The 21,550-nt window shown below is 43.8% G+C and carries 17 protein-coding genes; 8 read left to right on the top strand and 9 right to left on the bottom strand.

What is annotated here, in order from left to right; all coding sequences use genetic code 11:
• Window position 1: 1 nt before the first annotated feature.
• From ACYVI9_RS10085 to ACYVI9_RS10065, 5 genes are read left to right on the top strand one after another with little or no spacing between them, the layout of a single operon-like run.
• Complete coding sequence (locus ACYVI9_RS10085; protein WP_460764130.1) at window positions 2-1,486, top strand: Fic family protein; 1,485 nt, start codon at window positions 2-4, stop codon at window positions 1,484-1,486.
• Complete coding sequence (locus ACYVI9_RS10080; RefSeq protein WP_460764127.1) at window positions 1,486-3,051, top strand: type I restriction-modification system subunit M; 1,566 nt, start codon at window positions 1,486-1,488, stop codon at window positions 3,049-3,051. Before ACYVI9_RS10085 ends, ACYVI9_RS10080 begins: the two co-directional genes overlap by 1 nt.
• A 1-nt stretch (window position 3,052) precedes the next feature.
• Window positions 3,053-4,897, top strand: coding sequence for a restriction endonuclease subunit S (locus ACYVI9_RS10075; RefSeq protein WP_460764125.1), 1,845 nt, complete (start codon window positions 3,053-3,055; stop codon window positions 4,895-4,897).
• An 18-nt stretch (window positions 4,898-4,915) separates the two neighbouring features.
• Window positions 4,916-5,827, top strand: a complete 912-nt coding sequence (locus ACYVI9_RS10070) for a HamA C-terminal domain-containing protein (RefSeq protein ID WP_460764122.1) — start codon at window positions 4,916-4,918, stop codon at window positions 5,825-5,827.
• On the top strand, window positions 5,824-8,400 hold the full coding sequence (locus ACYVI9_RS10065; protein ID WP_460764120.1) for a DEAD/DEAH box helicase: 2,577 nt from the start codon (window positions 5,824-5,826) through the stop codon (window positions 8,398-8,400). The genes ACYVI9_RS10070 and ACYVI9_RS10065 overlap by 4 nt, the downstream gene beginning before the upstream one ends.
• Window positions 8,401-8,788: 388 nt before the next feature.
• Here ACYVI9_RS10065 and ACYVI9_RS10060 read toward each other — a convergent pair whose 3' ends face one another.
• Window positions 8,789-9,118, bottom strand: a complete 330-nt coding sequence (locus ACYVI9_RS10060) for a hypothetical protein (RefSeq protein ID WP_460764118.1) — start codon at window positions 9,116-9,118, stop codon at window positions 8,789-8,791.
• Between the two features lie 12 nt (window positions 9,119-9,130).
• Here ACYVI9_RS10060 and ACYVI9_RS10055 point away from each other — a divergent pair, with 12 nt between their 5' ends.
• Entirely contained in the window at window positions 9,131-9,499 is a 369-nt protein-coding gene (locus ACYVI9_RS10055) for a DUF1016 N-terminal domain-containing protein (protein ID WP_460764115.1), read from the top strand.
• Between the two features lie 196 nt (window positions 9,500-9,695).
• On the opposite strand, the gene ACYVI9_RS10050 is transcribed toward ACYVI9_RS10055, so the two are convergent.
• Window positions 9,696-10,973, bottom strand: coding sequence for a Fic family protein (locus ACYVI9_RS10050; RefSeq protein ID WP_460764112.1), 1,278 nt, complete (start codon window positions 10,971-10,973; stop codon window positions 9,696-9,698).
• A gap of 91 nt (window positions 10,974-11,064) precedes the next feature.
• Window positions 11,065-12,204 (bottom strand): cystathionine gamma-synthase, encoded by a 1,140-nt coding sequence (locus ACYVI9_RS10045; RefSeq protein WP_460764110.1) that lies wholly within the window; start codon window positions 12,202-12,204, stop codon window positions 11,065-11,067.
• Between the two features lie 581 nt (window positions 12,205-12,785).
• Between ACYVI9_RS10045 and ACYVI9_RS10040 the strand changes: the two genes are divergently transcribed.
• The gene (locus tag ACYVI9_RS10040) at window positions 12,786-13,235 is read left to right on the top strand and encodes a hypothetical protein (RefSeq protein ID WP_460764107.1); all 450 of its coding nucleotides are present in this window, start codon (window positions 12,786-12,788) and stop codon (window positions 13,233-13,235) included.
• Between the two features lie 515 nt (window positions 13,236-13,750).
• Here the strand turns inward: ACYVI9_RS10040 and ACYVI9_RS10035 are convergent.
• The 3 genes from ACYVI9_RS10035 to ACYVI9_RS10025 all read right to left on the bottom strand — a co-directional run bounded on the left by ACYVI9_RS10035 (window position 13,751) and on the right by ACYVI9_RS10025 (window position 15,713).
• Window positions 13,751-14,416, bottom strand: coding sequence for a DUF2911 domain-containing protein (locus ACYVI9_RS10035; protein ID WP_460764105.1), 666 nt, complete (start codon window positions 14,414-14,416; stop codon window positions 13,751-13,753).
• A gap of 3 nt (window positions 14,417-14,419) precedes the next feature.
• Complete coding sequence (locus ACYVI9_RS10030; RefSeq protein WP_460764102.1) at window positions 14,420-14,977, bottom strand: DUF2911 domain-containing protein; 558 nt, start codon at window positions 14,975-14,977, stop codon at window positions 14,420-14,422.
• A gap of 106 nt (window positions 14,978-15,083) precedes the next feature.
• Window positions 15,084-15,713, bottom strand: a complete 630-nt coding sequence (locus tag ACYVI9_RS10025) for an acyl carrier protein phosphodiesterase (protein ID WP_460764100.1) — start codon at window positions 15,711-15,713, stop codon at window positions 15,084-15,086.
• A 227-nt stretch (window positions 15,714-15,940) separates the two neighbouring features.
• On the opposite strand from ACYVI9_RS10025, the gene ACYVI9_RS10020 reads away from it, so the two are divergent.
• Window positions 15,941-17,686, top strand: coding sequence for an ABC transporter ATP-binding protein (locus ACYVI9_RS10020; protein WP_460764098.1), 1,746 nt, complete (start codon window positions 15,941-15,943; stop codon window positions 17,684-17,686).
• 17 nt (window positions 17,687-17,703) lie between these two features.
• Here the strand turns inward: ACYVI9_RS10020 and pgl are convergent, their stop codons facing one another.
• The 3 genes from pgl to gndA are packed head-to-tail and all read right to left on the bottom strand — an operon-like array spanning window position 17,704 to window position 21,455.
• A complete protein-coding gene (pgl, locus tag ACYVI9_RS10015) occupies window positions 17,704-18,432 on the bottom strand; it encodes a 6-phosphogluconolactonase (RefSeq protein ID WP_460764095.1) in 729 nt (242 codons plus the stop codon).
• Between the two features lie 38 nt (window positions 18,433-18,470).
• A complete protein-coding gene (zwf, locus tag ACYVI9_RS10010) occupies window positions 18,471-20,000 on the bottom strand; it encodes a glucose-6-phosphate dehydrogenase (RefSeq protein WP_460764093.1) in 1,530 nt (509 codons plus the stop codon).
• 48 nt (window positions 20,001-20,048) lie between these two features.
• Window positions 20,049-21,455: an NADP-dependent phosphogluconate dehydrogenase gene (gndA, locus tag ACYVI9_RS10005; RefSeq protein ID WP_460764090.1), complete on the bottom strand. Its 1,407-nt coding sequence runs from the start codon at window positions 21,453-21,455 to the stop codon at window positions 20,049-20,051.
• Between the last annotated feature and the right edge of the window lie 95 nt (window positions 21,456-21,550).

Below are 21,550 nucleotides of genomic sequence, written 5' to 3'. Positions count from 1 at the left end.
GATGAAAATATTTATAAGTAGTGTGCAAGCTGAGTTTTCTGAAGAAAGGAAAGCTTTGCATGAATACATTTACGCGGATCCGCTTTTGGGGAAATTTTTTGAACCTTTTCTTTTTGAATTTTTGCCGGCGATTGATCAAAGAGCTGATGAGATTTATTTAAAAGAAGTTGAGCAATGCGATATTTATTTAGGGATTTTCGGTAAAACGTATGGCTCCGAAAATAACAAAGGGATCTCTCCGACAGAATTGGAGTTTGATCACGCCTCACAATTACACAAAACTCGTTTTATTTTTATTTCTAACCATTCCGGAAATCAAAGAGAATCAAAGGAAAGTGCATTGATTGAAAAGGCACAAGCCGTGGTTGTTCGCAGAAAATTTACCGGCCCCGATGACCTTAAGGCAATGGTTTATGCCTCTTTGATTCGCTATCTGGAAGACAAGGAAATCATTCGCTCCGTTCCTTTTGATGCTACTTTGCAACCAACTATGGATTTAAATGAAATTGATGATGAAAAGGTAAAATCCTTTGTCCGTTTGGCACAATCACGAAGAGGTTTCCCAATAGCGGAAACAGAACCGAAAGAAAAAATTCTCATCCATCTGAATCTGTTGCAGAATGAAAGGCTGACCAATGCCGCGCTACTTTTATTTGGGAAAAACCCGCAGCGGCTTTTTATTAATTCGGAAGTTCGTTGTGCTTCCTTTGCCGGAAATATCGTAGAGAAACCTATTCCATCTTACAAAGTTTTTAAGGGAACTGCATTTGAGTTGGTGGATCAGGCATTGGAGTTTGTGTTAAATAAGTTGGACTACCGCATTGAAACCCGTGCCGAACAGGTGGCTATTCCCGGCAGCTATGAAATTCCGAAAGAGGTCATTTCCGAAGCGATTGTAAATGCCATAGCCCATAGAGACTATACTAGCAATGCCAGCGTACAGATAATGGTTTTCAGAGACCGAGTGGAGGTTTGGAACCCCGGCTCTTTGCCTTTGGGATGGACTACGGAAAAGCTGAAAGAACTTCACACCTCTGTTCCGGCAAATCCTTTACTGGCAGAGCCTTTGTATTTAACAGGATACATAGAACGAATGGGGACGGGAACCACTGATATGGTACAGAAATCGTTGAATGCCGGTTTGGAGGAGCCCCGGTTTATTCAGTCGGAAGATTTCAAAACGATCATTTATCGGCTCAATTCCGAACGTGTAAGGGAACAAGTAAGGGAACAAGTAAGGGAACAAGTAAGGGAACAAGTAAGAACCTTGATTATAATGATTGAGAATGAGATGTCTGTGATTGAGCTGATGTCTGCTCTTGCATTAAAAGGCAGAAGAAATTTTTTACAAAACTATTTGCAACCCGCCCTTGAAGCTGATTTTATCGAAATGACGCAGCCGGATGCTCCCAACAGCCCCACGCAAAAATACCGCCTCACCCCCCAGGGCAAGGAGTTGAAAGAACAATTGATAAAGAGAAACTAATGTTACAAAATAACGCACAATTAAAATCACTTATAGACAAGCTCTGGCAAAACTTTTGGGAAGGTGGCATTGCCAACCCTTTAACCGCCATTGAGCAAATTACCTACCTCATTTTTATGAAGCGTTTGGACGATTTGGAAGCCAAGCGTGAACGGGATGCTGAGTTTACAGGCGAAAAATACACGAGCCGTTTCAAAGGCAAGTTTCAAATTCCGGGCAGCAACGAAAGCATTGACAAAAACGAACTGCGTTGGAGTGTTTTTAAACACAAGCCCGCAGACGAAATGCTGATGCATGTGCAAATGAAAGTGTTTCCGTTTTTGAAAGAACTAAACGGAGAAACTTCACCTTTTACCAAACACATGGCAAACGCTGTGTTCATTATGCCCAAAGCCAGTTTGTTGGTTTCTGCCATCAATATTGTAGAAGATATTTTCAAAGAAATTGAAAAAGATGCCACTGAGGGTGGTCATGCTTTTCAGGACATACAGGGCGATGTGTATGAAATGCTGTTGAGCGAAATTGCCACAGCAGGAAAAAACGGACAGTTCCGCACACCAAGGCACATTATTAAGCTGATGGCTGAATTGGTTGCTCCTCAATTGGGACAACGTATTGCCGACCCGGCCTGCGGAACAGGCGGTTTTTTGTTGGGTGCTTATCAATACATTCTTACCGATTTGGTGAGAAAGAAAGACCCTGCCAAGTTGCAAAAAGATGAAGACGGTTTTGAACGGGCTGCCATTAGTGCTGTGTTGACGCAGGAGATAAAAAGCATTTTAGATAAAAGCTTTGTAGGTTATGACATTGACACTACAATGGTGCGTTTGGGTTTGATGAACATGATGATGCACGGCATTGACGAACCTAAAATTGATTACAAAGACACCCTCAGCAAAAGCTACAATGAAGACAGCCAGTTTGATATTGTATTAGCCAATCCGCCCTTTACAGGTAACATTGACAAAGGAGATATTAACGAAGGGCTGAAACTGCCCACCACCAAAACCGAACTGCTATTTGTAGAACGCATTTTTAATATGCTGAAAATGGGCGGAACGGCTGCCGTAATTGTGCCTAGTGGTGTAATACAAAACAGCGGTAAAGCCTTTGAAGCGGTGCGAAAACTGATTATTGAAAAAGCCGAACTGAAAGCCGTGATTGCCGTGCCCAGCGGGGTATTTAAACCCTATGCAGGCGTAAGCACCGCCATATTAATTTTTACCAAAGGTGGCGAAACCAACCATGTGTGGTTTTACGACATGCAAGCAGACGGCTACACTTTAGACGATAAGCGAAATAAAATTGCAGAAAGCGATTTGCCCGACATTGTGCAACACTACAAAACACGAGATGCGAAGAAAGACAGCGACCGCAAACTGAAATACTTTATGGTGCCGAAACAAGAAATTGTAGAGAACAAATACGATTTGAACCTAAGCACCTACAAAGAAGAAGTGTATGAGGAAGTGGTGTATGAAAAACCTGAGGTGATTTTCGGAAAATTAGAAAGCATGGAAGTGGATATTCAAAAAGGGATAAACGAATTAAAACAACTGATGTAATATGAGGGAACTAAAAATTTCTGAGTTTGCAGATGTTGTAACAGGTGGAACTCCTTCCACATCTGTCAAAGAATATTGGGATAATGGAAATATCCCATGGTTAAATTCAGGCGAATTAAATAAGGGATATATCTACAATGCTGAAAACTTCATAACTGAAACTGGACTAAAAAATAGTTCAACGAAAATGATGCCTCCTGATACTGTCTTAATTGCTTTGACAGGGGCAACTTGCGGCTTGAGCGCAATTTCAAAAATTGAGGCATGCGCCAACCAATCAGTTACCGGAATATTGCCATCTAAAAATCATGTTTCCGAATATTTGTTTCACTTTTTAAGAACACAGCGCCAAATAATTTTAAATAAAGCTTGGGGAAATGCACAACCTCACATCAGTCAGGCATTTGTTAAGGATTTCAAAGTTCCACTTCCCTCCCTTCGCGACCAACTCCACATAGCCAACCTCTTAAGCAAAGCCGAAAACCTGATATCCCAACGCAAAGAAAGTATCCGACTGCTGGATGAATTTTTGAAAAGCACTTTTTTGGAGATGTTTGGAGACCCTGGCATAAACCCCAAAAAATGGCCAGTTAAAAAACTGGATGAATTCATTGAATATATGGGTGACATTGGTTCAAATGGTAGCAATGAGATGGTTGCAAAAAATTTAGAAATGCTTGATGAAGAAGATTACGCAATAATGATAAGGACGACCAATCTTACCAGAAATGACTTTATTAATAACATTAAATATGTAACACAAAAGACTTATGAGTTCTTCAAAAAGTCAAAAATATATGGTGGCGAAATTATTATGAACAAGATTGGTAGTGCTGGTGATTTTTGGTTAATGCCAAATCTAAATCGTCCTGTAACACTTGGATTGAATCAATTAGTTATTCGAACCAAAAATCTACCTACTCTCTATTTATTTCATTATCTCTCTACAGATTACGCCAGAATGGTAGTTAAAGCTCAGGCAAAAGGGGCAACTACTAAATCAATCACGAAAACAGCTGTTAAGGTTCTTCCGCTTATGTATCCACCAGTTGCATTGCAAAATAAGTTTGTATCAATCGTAGAAAAAACTGATGCCCTCAAAACCCAATACCAACAAAGCTTGCAAGAGTTGGAGCATTTATATGGCAGTTTAAGCCAAAAGGCGTTTAGGGGAGAATTGAAACTGGATGAAAATGAAGAAAGCTTGTTAAGGGCTGCCGAGCCAATAATAGCTTATCAACCCAGACGACAATCAGCAATTTCTAAAAACAGGAAAGGGTTTGCCAAACAGGTTTTGGGCGGGAAAATTGTTTCCCTGTTTAAGGATGACCCCAATTTCACACACATCAAATTCCAAAAACTGCAATATCTGGCCGAACACATTGCAGAAGAAGATTTGCTTTGGAACTATTACCGCCAAGCAGCAGGGCCACACGATAACAAATTCAGGTTCAGCGTAATTGCAAAACTGAATGAGAACAAATGGTTTGAAGAACGGAATTACAAGTTCTATCCTTTGCCAAAAGTGTATGATATTGAACGCTACTATCAGAATTACTTCAGTGGGCAGCAGGATAAACTGAACGAATTATTCCAACTGCTAAAAAATGCTTCCGAAAAACTTTGTGAAGCTATTGCCACCATATATGCCGTTTGGAACAACCATATTATTCTGAATAAACAGTTCGACAGAGCCAACATCAAATCCGACTTTTTCGATTGGAGTAGCCGTAAGGAAGAAAAATTCACGGATGATGAGTTTGAGAAGGCATTAGCTTGGATGCAAAAACACAATATTGTGCCGACCGGGTTCGGGCAGTTGATTAAGGAGAAAAGTAAAAAGTGATTTTATTATACTTTGAAAATGGATTTTAAACCGAGCATAAACGAAAAATTCTTAAACCTCTTTTACAAAGAGATTGAATGTGATGTGCCTGATACCAATTCAAAGCTTAATCTGCATATTCTAAAAATTGAAAACAACGAGTTTTGTTATGATGAGTTAATAAAGCAGTTAGGAAATCACATGATTCCATTTGCCTTGTCGAAAAAGGAAATCAACGATTTTGTTAAAGACCAACGCTATCATGAACTTGTAGAAAAAGCCGCATCAAAATTCAGAGATGCAAAAGTGAATGACGGTGAAGCAGGTGAATTACTGTTATTCTGTTTTTTAGAATCGCACCTAAAAGCCCCCAAAATTCTGACGAAATTAGAAATCAAACTTTCGTCAAACGATTATGCAAAAGGTTCGGACGGTATTCATTTACTCGAATTGGCTCCTAAAAATTATCAACTCATTTTTGGAGAATCGAAACTCGAACAAAGCCTGACAACTTCAATTTCTCATGCCTTTAAGTCAATTCATGATTTTCTGACAAGAAAGAAGAACAACATCCATGATGAAATTGGTTTAATCAATTCGCAATTATGCAAAGAGGCATTTGATGAAGACCTTTATCAGTTCTTAAAATCGGTAATCGTGCCAAAGGCAAGCGATACCGACCCAATTGTAAAGAATAATGCCTTTGCCATTTTCGCAGGTTTTGAGATTGACCCAACGGATGAGGAAAAGCGGTTGAGCAACGATAAATTTCTGGCTTTGATTAAATCCAAAATAAAAGCCGAAGTAGAGGGAAAAATGAGCCACATCAAAAAGAAGATTGAAGAATACGGGCTATATAGCTATACTTTTTACGTTTATGTTTTTCCGTTCATGAAATTGGATGAAACAAGAAAAGAAATCATCAAGAAAATAACACGAACAGAAGAATGATAGAACGTTTGGCCAATGATGTGTTGCAAGATGAATACTTTATTAAACTCAATAATAAAGCGGCTAAACTATTGGCTAATAATTTGTTTTCTGAAAATGGCAGAAGTATAAAACTGACCGAAAAGGAATTGAATGACACACTTCGCTTTGCCGACATCCTTTCAAATTCCAAAAATCCGAAAGCACGAAACAAAGCCTACCAACTCATCACCTTGCTCAATGAAGATTATAAAGCCAATCCTTACTATCAGACATTCTCGCATTCTGTTTTGGCTAAATTGGGCAACTTCCCCGGAATTGAGTTTTTGAAGAATGAAAACAACAGTTCTGAATTGCCTTTTGACAGAGAACTTGAAAAGAAAGTCAAAGAGTTTATTCAAGCCGTTCCCGATACCGAAGATTTAATTTTTACCGATTCGCAATTTGAGCTTTACAAGAAGATAAGCGGCTCGAAGCATTTTAGCTTTTCAGGCCCTACATCAATGGGCAAATCGTTTATCATTAAATCCTTTATCAGAAAAGTAGTAGGCAACAAACCGCCTGAGAATATTGTCATAATGGTTCCGACAAGGGCTTTGATTAATCAGTTTTCCATAGACCTGAACAAAGAACTCAAAGATGTTTTGGAGCATTACAATTACATGGTAATAACCAACTCCAATGTTTCTGAATTGCCATCAACAGAGCAGCATTACATTTTTGTGCTCACTCCTGAAAGACTTTTGAGTTATTTGTCACAAAAGAAAAATCCAAACATTGCTTATCTGTTCATAGATGAAGCCCATAAACTGGCAGCAGAAAAAGACAGTCGGGCAGTAACTGCGTATTCAGCTATTTCAAAGGCACTAAGAAGAAATCCAAACATGAATTTATATTTCTCTTCTCCGAATGTTTCAAATCCTGAAGTATTTCTGAAACTGTTCAAAAAAGATGAGAAGCAATTTTTCAGAACTATAGAAACGCCCGTTTCTCAGAATCTGTTTTTTGTTGATTTGGTTGAGAAAAAAGTAACGCACTATCTGGACAATGGGAATTATGAATTTGAACCGAAAATTGTAACAAAAGCAGAGACGATTTTTGATTTGCTTTCAGCAATTGGTGGCGAAGAAAGCAATATCGTGTATTGCAGTTCAAGATTTGATTCAGTTGATAAAGCAGCAAAATTATTTAAACTCAATCAGAACAAGCAGGTTGAAGTATCTAGAAATGTAAAAAGAGTTATTCGCCAAATCAAAGGCTACATTCATAAGGATTATTATTTAGGTGAGTTTCTAAATAGAGGAATTGGGTATCACTTTGGAAATTTGCCCCAAATCATTCGGAACAAAGTAGAAGGACTCTTTAAGGAAAGAGAAATCAATTATGTTTTTTGTACATCAACCCTTTTGGAAGGCGTGAATTTGCCAGCAAAGAATGTCTTCATTCTGAATAATAAGATTTACGGAAATTCATTTTTCAAACCCATCGACTTTTGGAATCTTGCAGGACGAGCAGGACGGCTTAAACATGAACTTTCAGGAAATATCATTTGCCTAAAGGAAACAGATAAGGACTGGAAAAAACATGAAGCCTTATTGGAAGGTAATGCAGAAATAAAACTCAATCCTACCGTTGAAAACTACATAAACAAAAAGCTTAAGAAGATTGAGCAAATACTGAGCGAAAAACCTGATGTAAAGTTTGATACAGGCATTATGAAAGAGATATTGGAATACATTGCCAATATCATCAGCATTGACACTCTTGAAATTGAACGAGCCAATTACAACAGTGAGATTATAAAAAAGCTAATTGCCGACAACAAGGAAGCAATAATTGAACTGGCAAAAACTAAAAACGGGAAGATTGATGTTCCTTCAAGCGTTCTGAATACCAACAATTCAATCAAACTCAAAATTCAGAATGAGATTTTCATTGCTTTGAAAAAGCAAGCTAAAAATCCAACAGCTATCAAGTTGCCAAGTCGGGTAACTTATGAAATATGCCAAGAGTGGTTGCATAAATTCTATACCATGTTCCATTGGGCGACAGAGGAAAAGAAGTTTAAATCTGAAAGTCAACTTGACTATTATGCTGTTCTAATGAACCAATGGATAAATGGAGTTTCATTGAGCCAAATCATCAATGAATCTATTGCTTATTACAATCGCAAAGGAAGCACACTAATGGTCGGTTACAAAAACGGAAAACCATCCTATGAAGTGTTTGACAATAGCAAACACCACATCAATGTTCTCATTGGAAATATCATTGATGATATTGAAAGTGTTCTTCGATTCTTATTTGAAAAATACTTCAATAACTATTACGCCATGTTGGTTGAAATATTAGGCGAGGACAATGCAGGTGTAAACTGGGCGACATTTTTAGAATATGGAACACAAAACACAATTGTGATTGCTTTACAGAATTTCGGACTATCAAGACACTCCGCAGACTACATTTTTAAGAAATTCAAGGATTGCCTAAAAATCGAAGGAGATAAACTTATTGAAATCAACATTAAGAAGCTAAAAAGCAGACTAAGTAAAGAAGAAATAGAGTATGATGAAATCAGTTCAATATTATTTTAACGTGACAAAAAGCCTGCCCAAAGGTGTAAGCACATTTGCAAGCCGCACAAGCCCAAGCACAGACCAAAGCTTGCAAAAGAGCTTCTATCTAGCAAACGGCGGCCTAATTTAACTTAAGTTTAAGAAGTCCATTTTCCTTTTGGAAATTGGCATATGCATTGTATAGCATTTGCGGGATGATCATTGATAATTGAAACCCTTATAAGAGCCATTGTTACCGGAAAATCCCAAATAGTACATCTGAGATATCCTTTAAAACATTCAATCAAGGTAATTGACACAACCGCCCCAAATCCCCCAAAAAATGTTTCGAGATTTGTTCGGGCGGGGCTACAAAACAGGACAGATGAAATTGATTTTCGTTTGTCCTGTTCTTTTTTAGGGGTAATCAGTTGTTTCTCTGAAAGATACGGTTGGTGATGACGTTCATTCGGGCGGTTCGATACATTTTCCCGTCAAAATCCAATTTTTTTGGAAATATCGAACCAATCAATGCCCGGTTGGTAGTGATTCCACCTTCCATGTACAATTTCGGGATATTGACGATACTCTGTAAAGCCCTGTCCAACGACTTTTCGATATTGACTTTCTTGATATTCAAACTGTCCTTACTTATCTGTTCTTCCAACTGTTCGATTTTCTCCTTGCAGTCTTTCTTGATTTCAAGGTATTCCTCGTCATCAAAAAAGAGGCTTGGGGCAGTAAGGTGCTGGTGCAAATTGCTACCGAATTGCAAAATGAATTGCCCGGTTTGGGTGGGTTTTTGAATGGAAACCTCAAAAAAATGCGTGTGTTTGCTGAGTTTTGGACAAAACACTTAAAAGTAGGTTCGGCAGTGCCGAACCAATTACCCGACAACTTCGCTAATGTGTTTTTTTCCATAGGCTTCACCCATCATTTCAGCATAGCATCCAAATGCGAGACACTTGATGAGGCGTGGTTTTACTTGCAAAAAACGTTTACGGAGCGTTGGGACTACCGTCTCCTCGAAAAACAATTAAAGCCAATCTTTTCAAAAAACAAGGTACATTACCTAACAACTTCGACGCTACCTTACCCGAAAGCCACAGGGAAAAGCTTTACAAGCCTTCAAAGATGAATACCTGCTTGATTTCATCAATATAGAAGACCCAGACGAGGAAGATGAGCGGGTAATCGAAAACGAAATTGTCCGCAACATCAAGAAGTTCAAGTTTACAATACTATATTCGTCGATTACTATATAAAAATTAGAACTTGTGGCCAAACACAATTACAGCATTCGACCAGGACAACCTCATTTAATTTTGGAAATATCAATCACCGTTCAATTGAACCAGGACTGCATCAAATGCGGGGCCTTTGATAAATGCGTATGTTTTTTTATTGATATGATAATGCTGCAGTAGCTGTTGGTCGGTGAGCTGGTTTAGATCTGTGCGGGCGGTCTCTTTGGACACGCCATATACAGAACGCAGTTCCCGGATGGTCACGACTTTCTGGCTGTCCTCTCGTATCCATTGCAGTACCGCAGTTTGTCTTTCATTAAAGCCCGAAATTTTCTGTGGCTTAGCCGAACCACCCTGACCGCTTACCTTTTTGACAGCATCGGAAAGCGAGCGCGTTGTCATATGTAAGGACTGCAGATAAAAATGCAGAAAATAACCAATATTATTGCTGTCACTCTGGGATTGTGCAATGGATTTCTGATAGGGCCCTTTCAATTTAAAGATGGTCTGTGAAGGCGCAAAAAACGCGGCGACCCAGTACCCGTGTTTTAACAAATAGGTCTGCGACAGCAAACGGGCCATACGCCCGTTCCCGTCCCGGAAAGGCCGGATATAGGTCACCAGATAATGAAGCAGACCGGCTTTAATTAAGGGATGAATGAAATAAGGCTGTTTATCCTCATTGTACAGTTTAAAGACACCCTGCATAAGACCGGGCAGCCCTATTGCCTCAATGATCCGGTAATGACCGGCATCTTCAATAGCGGTTTCATCTATTTTATTGTTGGTACGATAATGTCCAATTCCTTTTAGCTTAATCGTATCCCGGGTCAGTTCCCGGTGGATATCCAGAAAACGGGCTTCATCCATCGGCGCCTGAAAATCCGAATAAGCCTGTTCCAGCCCCCGGAACAGGTTCAGGCAGATTTGCTCGGCCTTGCCTTCGGGTATCCTTTTCTTCAACAACATCTCCCTGGCCGCTTTTCTGGTAACGGAAGCTCCCGCCAGTTGTGCAGAAGCGATGCTCTCATCCAGCAAAGCATTTATTTTGTATCGGTGAGTCCGCTTAGGTTCCAACAGGGGCGCCCAGCCAATTCCGGCCAGTTCCATATCCAGCCGGTGCAGAAGGGCCTCCATATGGTTGCTGATCCACCAGTCAAGCTCCAGACTGCCCAGTCGCAACTGTCGGGTATACCCCTGGTTTCTTTCCGCCGTAATGGATTCCCAGAGATCGGCATGCCGTCCGGTTACCGGTAACTGCATATCCTTAAACTTATCCCAGTGCACATAATTATTGTTCAGGTTACGGGCAAACTGAATCCACTCGTCCTGATTACGGGGTAATGCTGCATCTTCTATCGACATAAAACCGGCCAATTTTGGTAAAATTAGTTAAATAAAGGGCGATTTAAAAACCGCGGCCTGCAGGTGTCTCTTTTCAGGATCCATCTTCGCCTTAACCTATAGCTTGAGACAGGTCATCAATCAGGTCCTGCGCATCTTCTATGCCGACGCTCAAGCGAATCAGCGAATCGCTGAGTCCGTTTTTAATTCTTTCCTCCCGGGGTACGGAAGCATGGGTCATAGTGGCGGGATGATTGATCAGGGATTCGACACCCCCCAGGCTTTCGGCCAGCGCAATCAGTTTTGTACCTTTTAAAACCTTCAGGGCGGCTTCCATAGAATCGTCCTTTAATTCGAAGCTCATCATGCCTCCGAAATCTCGCATCTGCTTTTTAGCCGTCTCATAGCCCCGGCTGTCGGTGAAACCACACCAGTAAACTTTCTTTACCGCCGGATGTTCGGCCAGATAATTCGCCAGTTTGCGACCATTTTCGCAATGCCGCTGCATCCGAACATGCAGGGTTTTAATGCCCCGGAGCACAAGGAAACAATCAAAGGGGCCGGGTACCGCTCCACTGCTTTTCTGAATAAAATAGAGCCGCTCCCGCAGTTCGTCGTCCCGGGTCATGATAGCACCCATCACCACATCGCTATGACCACCCAGGTATTTGGTCGCCGAATGCATGACCAAATCGGCTCCCAGTTCCAGCGGTTGTTGTAAATAGGGAGAGGCGAAAGTATTGTCCACAACCAGCAATGCCCCTGCCTGATGCGCCAGCGTAGCCATGACCTGAATATCCGTAATATTCATCAGCGGGTTGGTGGGGGTTTCGACCCAGATCATTTTTGTTTTATCAGTAATCGCCTGTTCAACCGCAGCCGGATCGGTGGTATCAACAAATACAAACCGGATCCCGAACGGCGCCCATAGTTGAGAAAACAACCTATAGGTTCCCCCGTACATATCGTTGGCCGCAATCACTTCATCTCCCGGACTGAGCAGGCGCATGATGGCGTCGGTGGCTGCCACTCCACTGGAGAAAGCCAATCCGTGACGGGCATTTTCCAATACCGCAAAAGCGTTTTCCAGCGCAGTGCGGGTTGGATTCCCCGCCCTGGAATAATCATAACCCTGATGTTCATTTGGTGCCGACTGGACAAAAGTCGAAGTCTGAAAAATCGGCGTCATAATGGCTCCCGTGGAGGGATCGGGCTCGGTGCCCGCATGTATAATCCTGCTGTCTGTTCTCATACTTATCTATATTAATAAGGCGAAAGGTACGGCAAATTCACCTATCCCTCCAGTGGGGTCAAAACAAAAAAATTCCAAAAACTATCATGACTGCTGTAACAAATTCATCACTATTGCGAATATTATTTAGAACGACCGCTGAGACAGTTTTTTTATCAAGCTGCATTGTCTGAAACAGAATACCGGTTACCGTCTGTCCATGTACTTTGATAATCCGGAACCTGAATCATTGACCGGTCTGCCGTTCATAGCTCTTTTAAACCTTTCATAACGTGAACGCAATACCCTTGCTCAAGTTAAAATGATTTAACATTCTGTAGGCTGCCGTTGATCCGGATTTTACTTGCTTCAGGCATAGACGGGAACTTATTTTTATATGGGTATCCGGCAAATGGACAGGTGCAGGAGGCTTTTTAAAAAAGGTTGCATCGCATCGATAAGTTCACGGTTTGAAATCCGCCATTCACCGGTAAAATACCTGCTGTTTACCCATAAGGGGTTGGAACAGGCTCCCTTGCCGATGTATGTTTGTGAAACAAATAACGAAACAAAAAAAAACTCATACTTAAAATTTTAAAAAAATGAAAACGTTCATCCTCGCCGCCGCCATTCTGTTCACTGTTAACGCCAGTGCTGCCGACATCGCCAGTATTCCTGAAAACAAAAAAGTAGTCGAAACTTTCAAAGAACTCTACAAAGATGTCAGCAATGTCACCTGGACAGAAACCAAAAACTATTTCGAAGCTTACTTTACCGATGGCAATATTAAGACCCGCGTGTTGTTCGATACCAAAGGCCATGTCGTACAAACCATCCGCTACTACAAAGAATCTAATCTGCCCACTAAAGTACGCTACCATATCAACAAGACTTATAAAGGAAAAGAAATCTGGGGCGTAACTGAAGTAACCAATAATAAGGGCACTAATTTCAGAATCGTACTTAAGGACGCACAGAACTGGTACCATGTCAATGCCGACAGTTATTCAAATTCAGAAACTGTTAAAAAATATAAAAGGGGCGACAAATAACCAGTAGGTTCCTTGCAAATTTTTCTCATGTAAAACAAACGGAGGGGGTATTCTTATCTTCTCCCTTTTTTTTATGATACCCCAACCGGACCCATTCGATCAAAGACAGGACAATTACCGGATGCGCTTATGAACACCACCCGGCTACGCTTCTAAAAAATTAAATGAAAACGAAGGCGGTTTTTACACCCGCTCATCTTTTCAGACCACAGATCAGTGGTTGCGTGAAGCATCGAAAGAAGCCTTAGGTTCCGTGACAGCGAGGGCTGGAAAAAACAATTACACTGCCTGTTGATACATAAATCGGATCGCCCGGATTTGACGCATTTGTATTACCGGCATCTTGCAGTACAGCGGATCTTTTAAAGTGAATCCGGGGTTTAAGTAAGGCCGGTCCCGACCGTTCTTCAGCAAAAACAAACGCTATTAAATCCTCCGTTAAGGCTGAGACAATTCAGTAACTTTTATTTGATGAAGTATTGAAGGGTAAGAAATCTCCTGTCCGGCAGCAGCTGCTATCTGGCGCTTTCAGGAATAAGGATGGGTAAGCGGGCTACCACATCATCCCAGCCCATTACCAGATTGGCGCCCGTATCGGTGGCCTCAAAGACCATGGTGAAATACTCCAGATATGCATTGTAATAAGTGACCGGCACTTTCACGCGCATGACATCCTGGGTAGAGTCGGGTTTCAGTCCCCAGGTATCCAGGTCCTTATTGAAGGCGATCGTCCAATAGCCGGCCCGTGGAATTGCATACAGGGTATAACGACCCTCAGGCAAACTTTTGCCATCCACGGAAACCGTTTGGTATACATCCAGTTCGGTAGCTTCATTGGCGCCCAGCCGCCAGGGTTCGCCGTATTTGAGCACTTCTTCAAAAAGTTTACGTCCCTGCAAATGTGGACGGCTGTAAATCACCCGCAGCACCGGCGGTTGTAGCCGGGGATCGGTCATTTTAAGCAACGGATATTTCAACGGAAAATAACTCATGTCCATGGGAGAGATATCTACGTCGGCGTAGACCGCAGATTTTACGGCGCCGGAATCCTGAGACATTAGTGTTGGCAATTCGATGCTGTCTTTGCCCTCCTCAAAATCCGGCGGCCTTCCTTGTTCATTACAGGCGGGCAACCACACCAGACCTACTATAATCCCCACAAATTGCAATATCTCTCTCATAATTTAAAATCTGATCGGCAAGGTAGCTGAAACGGTATCCCACCCGGCTACCAGATCCACCCCATCTTTAGTTTTCTCAAAATCAAAAGTAAAAGACTCCAAAGGTTGCTCCAGTTCCAGCACCGGTACGCTTACCCTCACAACATCTTTTGAGGGGTCATAAGTAAATGCACCCCATACATCCGTTTCCTTGTTCAGTATAAAAGTCCATTGCGATGGTTCTACCAGCGCGTACAGGGTATATCTTCCCTCGGAAAGGCGCTTCCCCCCAATCTTCACATCGGTAAAGAAATCCAGCTCGGTAGCTTCGTTGGCGCCCAGCCGCCATACTTTGCCATAAGGAACGATAGCTGATCCGAATATTTTCCTTCCTTTCTTCTGTGGCCGGCTGTAGATCACCCGCATCCGGCAGGGCTCCTTGGTTCCCTTTACTTTCAAAGAAGGATAGGCGACCGGATAGTACATGAGGTCCAGCGGCGACTGATCCACAGGGGCCCAATGCTGTGCTGATAACATATAGGATCCGGTCAATAATAATAATATCAAGGCTATGCGTTTCATATACCTGTTATTTTTTCGATGGTGGTTATTATTTTTCGCCAGCCGGCAGACATTAATTAATTGACCGGTGGCCATCAGGCATGACACCTGGCAATTTCATTTATTCTTATCCTTCGCCCTCACCTGCCGGACCTGACTCAGTTTCACTGGCGGTTAATTCTTCAAATCGCCGTTCAATCAGGGGCCGGGCGGATGTCCAGAATTGCCGAAAACAGCTTTCCAGCAAAGTATAATGTGCTTCAAAAACGGCAATTGCCGGGAGGCTGTCCTGCAAATATGCGGCTCTTTTCACCAATCCGCCAAAACTTTGATAAATCCCCTGCTTTGACGCATAGCCATATAACCAGTTCTGCTGCTGCATATAATAAAACATATGGCGAAACCGGGCTGGCATCAGGTGCTGTTGTGCGCCCAATAGCGCATAGGTCTGCTGCGCAAATTCATACAGATCGCCGGTGCCGAAGGTATCGGAATCGTTGGCCAGAAAATAATCATACACGACATCTATAAAAGCGCCACTATAAAGCCGGTAAGCGGGCCGGAACACTTCTTTTGCCCGATGGGTGGCTTCATGGTTATCCGTAATCGTATCGATAAAGCGGTGGAGTACAATACCTTTATGAACCGCATCGGGATACAGATACTGTTGTTTTCCCTTTACAAAATCACTGATCATATTACCCAGCAATATCTCCCTATTGCCAAAGCTTAAATACGCATGTGCCAGGTAATTCATGGGCGTAAAAATACAGTTAAATCAGACACTGCCTCCCTGGATCATTCCGCTTCCCCTAACCCGGCAACCCCATCGAAACCACTCTCCCCACCGTTACGCTGGGAATCCATGGTCAGAACGCGTAAATCTGTACCTTTGTGGGCTTTACAATAATACCCCCTAAGTTGAAAAAATTTAGAAGAATATTCCGATATATCGGATTGTATAAAGGCAAAATTGCGCTTTATATGACTTTTACCATCCTGGCTTCTGCGCTTTCGGTTTTTTCGATCGGCATGCTGGCGCCGCTTATGTCCATTATTTTCAAAGTAGAAGGCATCGGTGGTCAGGACCTGCTCAACAAGATTCCGGGTGGTCATTTGCTGGGTAGTGAACTCAGCCGGATGGTCAACAGCGGTGCTCAGATGAAAGCGGTACTCGTCTGTTGTGCATTTATCGTTTTTTTTATTTTTCTGAAAAACCTCCTGCTTTATATTTCCTCTCTGATTTCGGTACCCGTCCGCAGTTCCATTATAATCCACCTGAAAAATGATATGTACGCCAAAATACTCACCCTTCCGGTGGGGTATTTTTCGGAGCAGAAAAAAGGGGATATCATGAGCCGGATGACGAATGATGTGGGTCAGGTAGAAGGTTCCATTGTTAAAACCATGGAGGGACTGATCAAGGATCCGGTTATGGTCCTCAGTTACCTGGCTGCCATGATCGCCATCAGCCCCAGCCTCTCTGTTTTCCTACTGGTACTGCTGCCCGCCACCGCTTTTATCATCGGAAGGATCAGCCGTACCTTAAAGAAGCAAAGTAATGCCGCTGCCCTTAGGGTAGGCGATACCCTTTCGATTCTGGACGAAACCCTGGGGGGCATCCGGATCATCAAAGCTTTCGTTGCCGAGAAGATCCTTGGCCAACGCTTTTTCAGTCTCAATAATACCCTGCTGAACATCAACAAGAAAATGGCCGCCCGCCGTGATCTGGCTTCGCCTTTAACCGAACTTTTAGGCGTTACGGTGCTCTGCATCATTATCTATTTCGGTGCCAGCCTGATTCTGAAAGGCGGATCGCTCGGGCCGGGCGACCTGATCGCCTTTATCGCCATGTTTGCGATGATGATCAATCCCGCCAAATCCTTGTCCAGTTCCTTTTTCAATGTGCAATCCGGCGCTGCTGCAGTCGAAAGAATCGAGGAATTGCTCAATACCCAGATTACCGTGGCCGATGAGGGCACCCGTCAACTGGATGATTTCCTGGAATCCATTGAGCTTCGTAATGTATCCTTCTCCTATAATCAAACCCCCATCCTTAAAAATATCAACCTGGTTATACCCAAGGGCAAAACAGTGGCATTGGTGGGCAGCAGTGGTGCGGGCAAAAGCACCCTTGCAGATCTGGTGCCACGATTTCATGATGTAACAGCGGGAGAAATTCTCTTTGATGGCATTAATATCAAAGAATACAGTATCGAATCCATCCGGCGGCAGATCGGTATCGTCAGCCAGGAACCCATTCTTTTCAATGATACCATCCGCAATAATATAGCCCTGGCCGATCCCGATACCCCACTGGAAGCCATTGAGAGCGCCGCTAAAATCGCCAATGCCTATCAGTTCATTACCCAAAAACCCGAAGGTTTTGAAAGCAATATCGGTGACCGTGGCACCAAACTCAGTGGCGGTGAGAAACAAAGGCTGACAATCGCCCGGGCTGTCGTAAAAAACCCACCCATACTCATACTGGATGAAGCAACTTCTTCGCTGGATACCGAAAGCGAGCGTCTGGTACAGGACGCCATCAATAACATGATGCAGAACCGTACTTCCCTGGTAATTGCCCATCGCCTGAGTACGGTACGCAATGCCGATGAGATCATCGTGCTCAATAAAGGGGAAATTGCCGAAAGAGGCCGGCATCAGGAGCTGATGCAAATCCCCGATGGCATCTACCGAAAACTGGTGGAAATGCAGGAAATGTATTAACCAATTTCCGGCAGGACTTAAAAACGATGATTAGCAGCGGCGGCTTCATCCAGCAGCCAGAGTGCGGAACCGGACTTTTTAAGGTTCACCTCCTGTATCGGATAACGGACTGCGGCTTTTGGTTTGAAAATATGCCGGATCACGGGTGCCTTGGCAGTGCCGGCTACCATGAACATAAGCTCCCGGCTGTTATTAATCAGCCGGTAAGTAAAACTAAGCCGGTAGGTATTTTTGGCAGCAACCCATACTTCACTGATCCATCTTTTCTGTTCCTTAAGTATGTCGGTTCCCGGAAAAAGCGAGGCCGTATGGCCATCATCGCCCATGCCTAATAGCGTAAGATCGATCTGCATGGAGGGGCCGAGCAGGGTTTTCAGCTGCCGGGCATATACCGCCGCACAATCTGCCGGCTCGCCTTTCGTGGGCATGGCATAAATATTCTTACGGGGAATTTTTATATGATCGAGCAGATTTTCCTTCACCATCCGGAAATTACTATCTGCATGATTATGCGGTACAAAACGCTCATCCCCCCAGCAGAGATAGACCTTTTTCCAGTCGATATTGCGGCTGAAGGCGGGAGTCGCCAGCAGCTGGTACAACCGTTTGGGGGTACTGCCTCCCGACAAGGCGACAACAAAACGATTACTGGTCGCAATGCGTTCTTTACACTTTTCTACAAAATAATGGGCGGCTGCCAGGCTGAGGGCTTCAGCATCCGGCCAGACCAGTTCAATACGGTTCATTCCTGCAATTTTTTGTTTTTAAACTAGTATTTTAAATATCATCGGCGTACTGCGGATTTTTCCGACTTCAGGGGCGGGCAGACCAGTTCTTCGGGCAATTGTTCCCAGTCGCCATGATAGCCTTTCAGCAGTTCTCCGGCTTCCGCCGGCCCCTGGCTTCCGGCCTTGTATTTTTTCATCCCTTTGGACGAAGCTTTCCAGGCATCCAATATAGGCATCACAGCTTCCCAGGCGGCTTCCACCTGATCGGCGCGCATAAACAGGGTAGGGTCACCTTCCAGAGCGTCCAGTAGCAGCGCTTCATAAGCCTCGGGGGCCTGGTGCCGGAAAGTACCCCGGTAACTAAAGTCCATCTCCAGGGGTTTAAGGGTCATTTCCAGCCCCGGCACTTTGCCTTCGAACAGGAGGGTGATTTTCTGTTCCGGCTGAATACTGATGATCAATCGGTTGGGCGTTCTGTCATCTTTAAAGATCTTATGGTTGGCATCCCGGAATTTTACCACAATAATCGAGGATTTCCGATCCATGGATTTTCCGGTACGCAGGAAAAAAGGCACCCCTTTCCAGCGGGTATTATCAATAAAAAACTTCACCGCCACATAGGTTTCTGTGGATGAATTCCGGGCCACATTGGTCTCTTCGGTATAGGCTTTCTGTTTTTTACCTTCCACCGTACCCGCCTGATACTGTGCCCTTATCACATCGGTGGCAACCGTAGCCGGTGTCAGCCGGCGGATCTGTCGGATGACTTTTACCTTTTGCTGCCGGATGGCTTCTGCCTGGTATTTTGCCGGACAGTTCATGGCGATCAGGGACAGCAATTGCATCAGGTGGTTCTGCACCATATCCCGCAGGGCGCCACTCTGGTCATAATAAGCACCCCTGGTGCCAACACCCACTGTTTCAGCAACCGAGATCTGAATCTGCTCCACATGCTTTTTATTCCACAGGGGTTCAAATATCGCGTTGGCAAAACGGAAGGCCAGGATATTCTGTACCACTTCCTTGCCCAGATAATGATCTATGCGATAAATCTGTTTTTCATTGAAATGCCGGCCCAGCAACTTGTTCAGCTTTTTGGCAGTGGACAGATCGGTACCAAAAGGCTTTTCCACGACGATCCTGTCTTTTTTCTTATCCGGCGCAATGCCATAATTATACAGACTCTGAGAAATTATTTCTATAAATCCGGGTGCTACGGAATAATAGAAAAGACGAGTGGCCCGATTCTTCCAGGTTTTATCATTCTGATCCAGCTGGGACTTCAGCCGTTCATAAGTCTCTCCAATGGTAAAATCTCCCTGAAAGAAAAACAGATGACGGGTAAACTTTTTCCATTGCGCAGCCTTGGGTGCACCGGTCCGCGAAAACAGTTTCACCCCCTCAAGCATATGTTTCTCGTAAGCCGCTTCCGGCATGCCCTGATAATGCACTGCATAGATGGCAAAGGTTTCGGGCATATAACCTGCAATATATAAATTGTAAAAAGCCGGAATCAGTTTCCGCCAGGAAAGATCTCCGAATCCGCCAAAAATCACAATATTGGCCGGTGTATCCTTATAACTCATAGTATGATTTATTATCCTGAAGTATCCGCATTGCCATTACAGTCCTGGTTATGCATCGGGATTCCAGTCCGTGTGAAATGATCCCTCACGGTCTGTCCGCTCATAAGTATGCGCACCGAAATAATCTCTTTGTGCCTGAATCAGGTTGGCAGGCAGCTTTTCCCGGATATAGGCATTAAAGTAATTCAGGGTACTGGCGAGGGCAGGTACCGGTACCGCCACCGCCATACTCCGGTTGATAAATGCCGCCGTACCCGCTTTTTTCTCATTTAAGACCGAAACAAAAACGTCGGCACCGATAATATTTTTCAGGCCGGGCTGGGCAGTAAATGCCTCGTAGAGGTCCCCGAGTAATTCCGAGCGTATAATACAACCTGCCCGCCAGATTTTGATGACGGAAGGAATATCAATCCCATAATGGAAAGCTTCGGAAGCAGCTTCCAGCAGTTCCAGGCCCTGACCATATGCCATTAAAAACCCGAAATACAAAGCATCTCGGCATTGGTCCTTTAAGGCGGACGAATCAGGGTGGGTTGGTACCGTTGTCGGCGGGTACAATGCCGCAAGCTGGACCCGTTCCTGTTTCAGGGCGGACAGATAGCGCATGGTCACCGAAATATCAATGGTGGGTGTCGGTACGCTCAATTCCAGGGCACTCTGGGTCGTCCAGAGTCCGGTTCCCTTCTGCTGGGCCTTATCCAGAATCTTATCCAGCAGGTAGGCCCCTGTTTCCAGGTCTTTCTCCAGGAATATATCCGCCGTGATTTCCAATAGAAATGAAGCCAGGGGGCCCTGATTCCACTCCCTGAAAAGCTGGTGTAACTGTTCATTGTCCAGGCCTTCGGCCCGAAGCAGCCCATACACTTCACTGATCATCTGCATGACGGCATACTCAATTCCATTATGCACCATTTTCACATAATGACCGGCCGCTCCCTGACCCATATAAGCTACGCAGGGCGCATCATCCGCCCGGGCAGCTACGGCTTCCATGATTTCACGAATCAGTTCATAGCTCTCGAGGTTGCCTCCCGGCATCATACTGGCACCATAACGGGCGCCTTCCTCGCCGCCGGAAACCCCCATCCCGATAAAATGGATGCCGGAATCCTGCAAGGCCTTGTAACGGCGCTCCGTGTCCGTATAGTGTGAATTCCCCCCGTCAATAACAATGTCTCCCCGGCCCAGCAAGGGGACCAGCTCATCCAGCACCAGATCAACCACTTTTCCGGCAGGTACCAGCAACATAATAATCCGGGGTGTCGCGAGTTGGGCTACCAGTTCGCTGCTCGAAGCCACCGTAAGGACCGGCCGGTTTTCTGCAGCTGTCTGCATCGTTTTACGTTGATTTTCATCACGATCATAGCCACAAACCTTAAAACCGTGGTCGGCCACATTCAGCACAAAATTGCGTCCCATAGTTCCCAGACCGACCATTCCAAATCTCGCATCCATAATTCAGATATTTTTTTTAAAGATAATAAGGGTTCGACGAAATCTTAAATTATTATATTTTATCATACATTTTTGATTCCGGTTGCCTGTTTTTC

Source organism: Niabella terrae (genome assembly GCF_054783135.1).
This window is presented reverse-complemented; position numbering and strand designations above follow the sequence as displayed.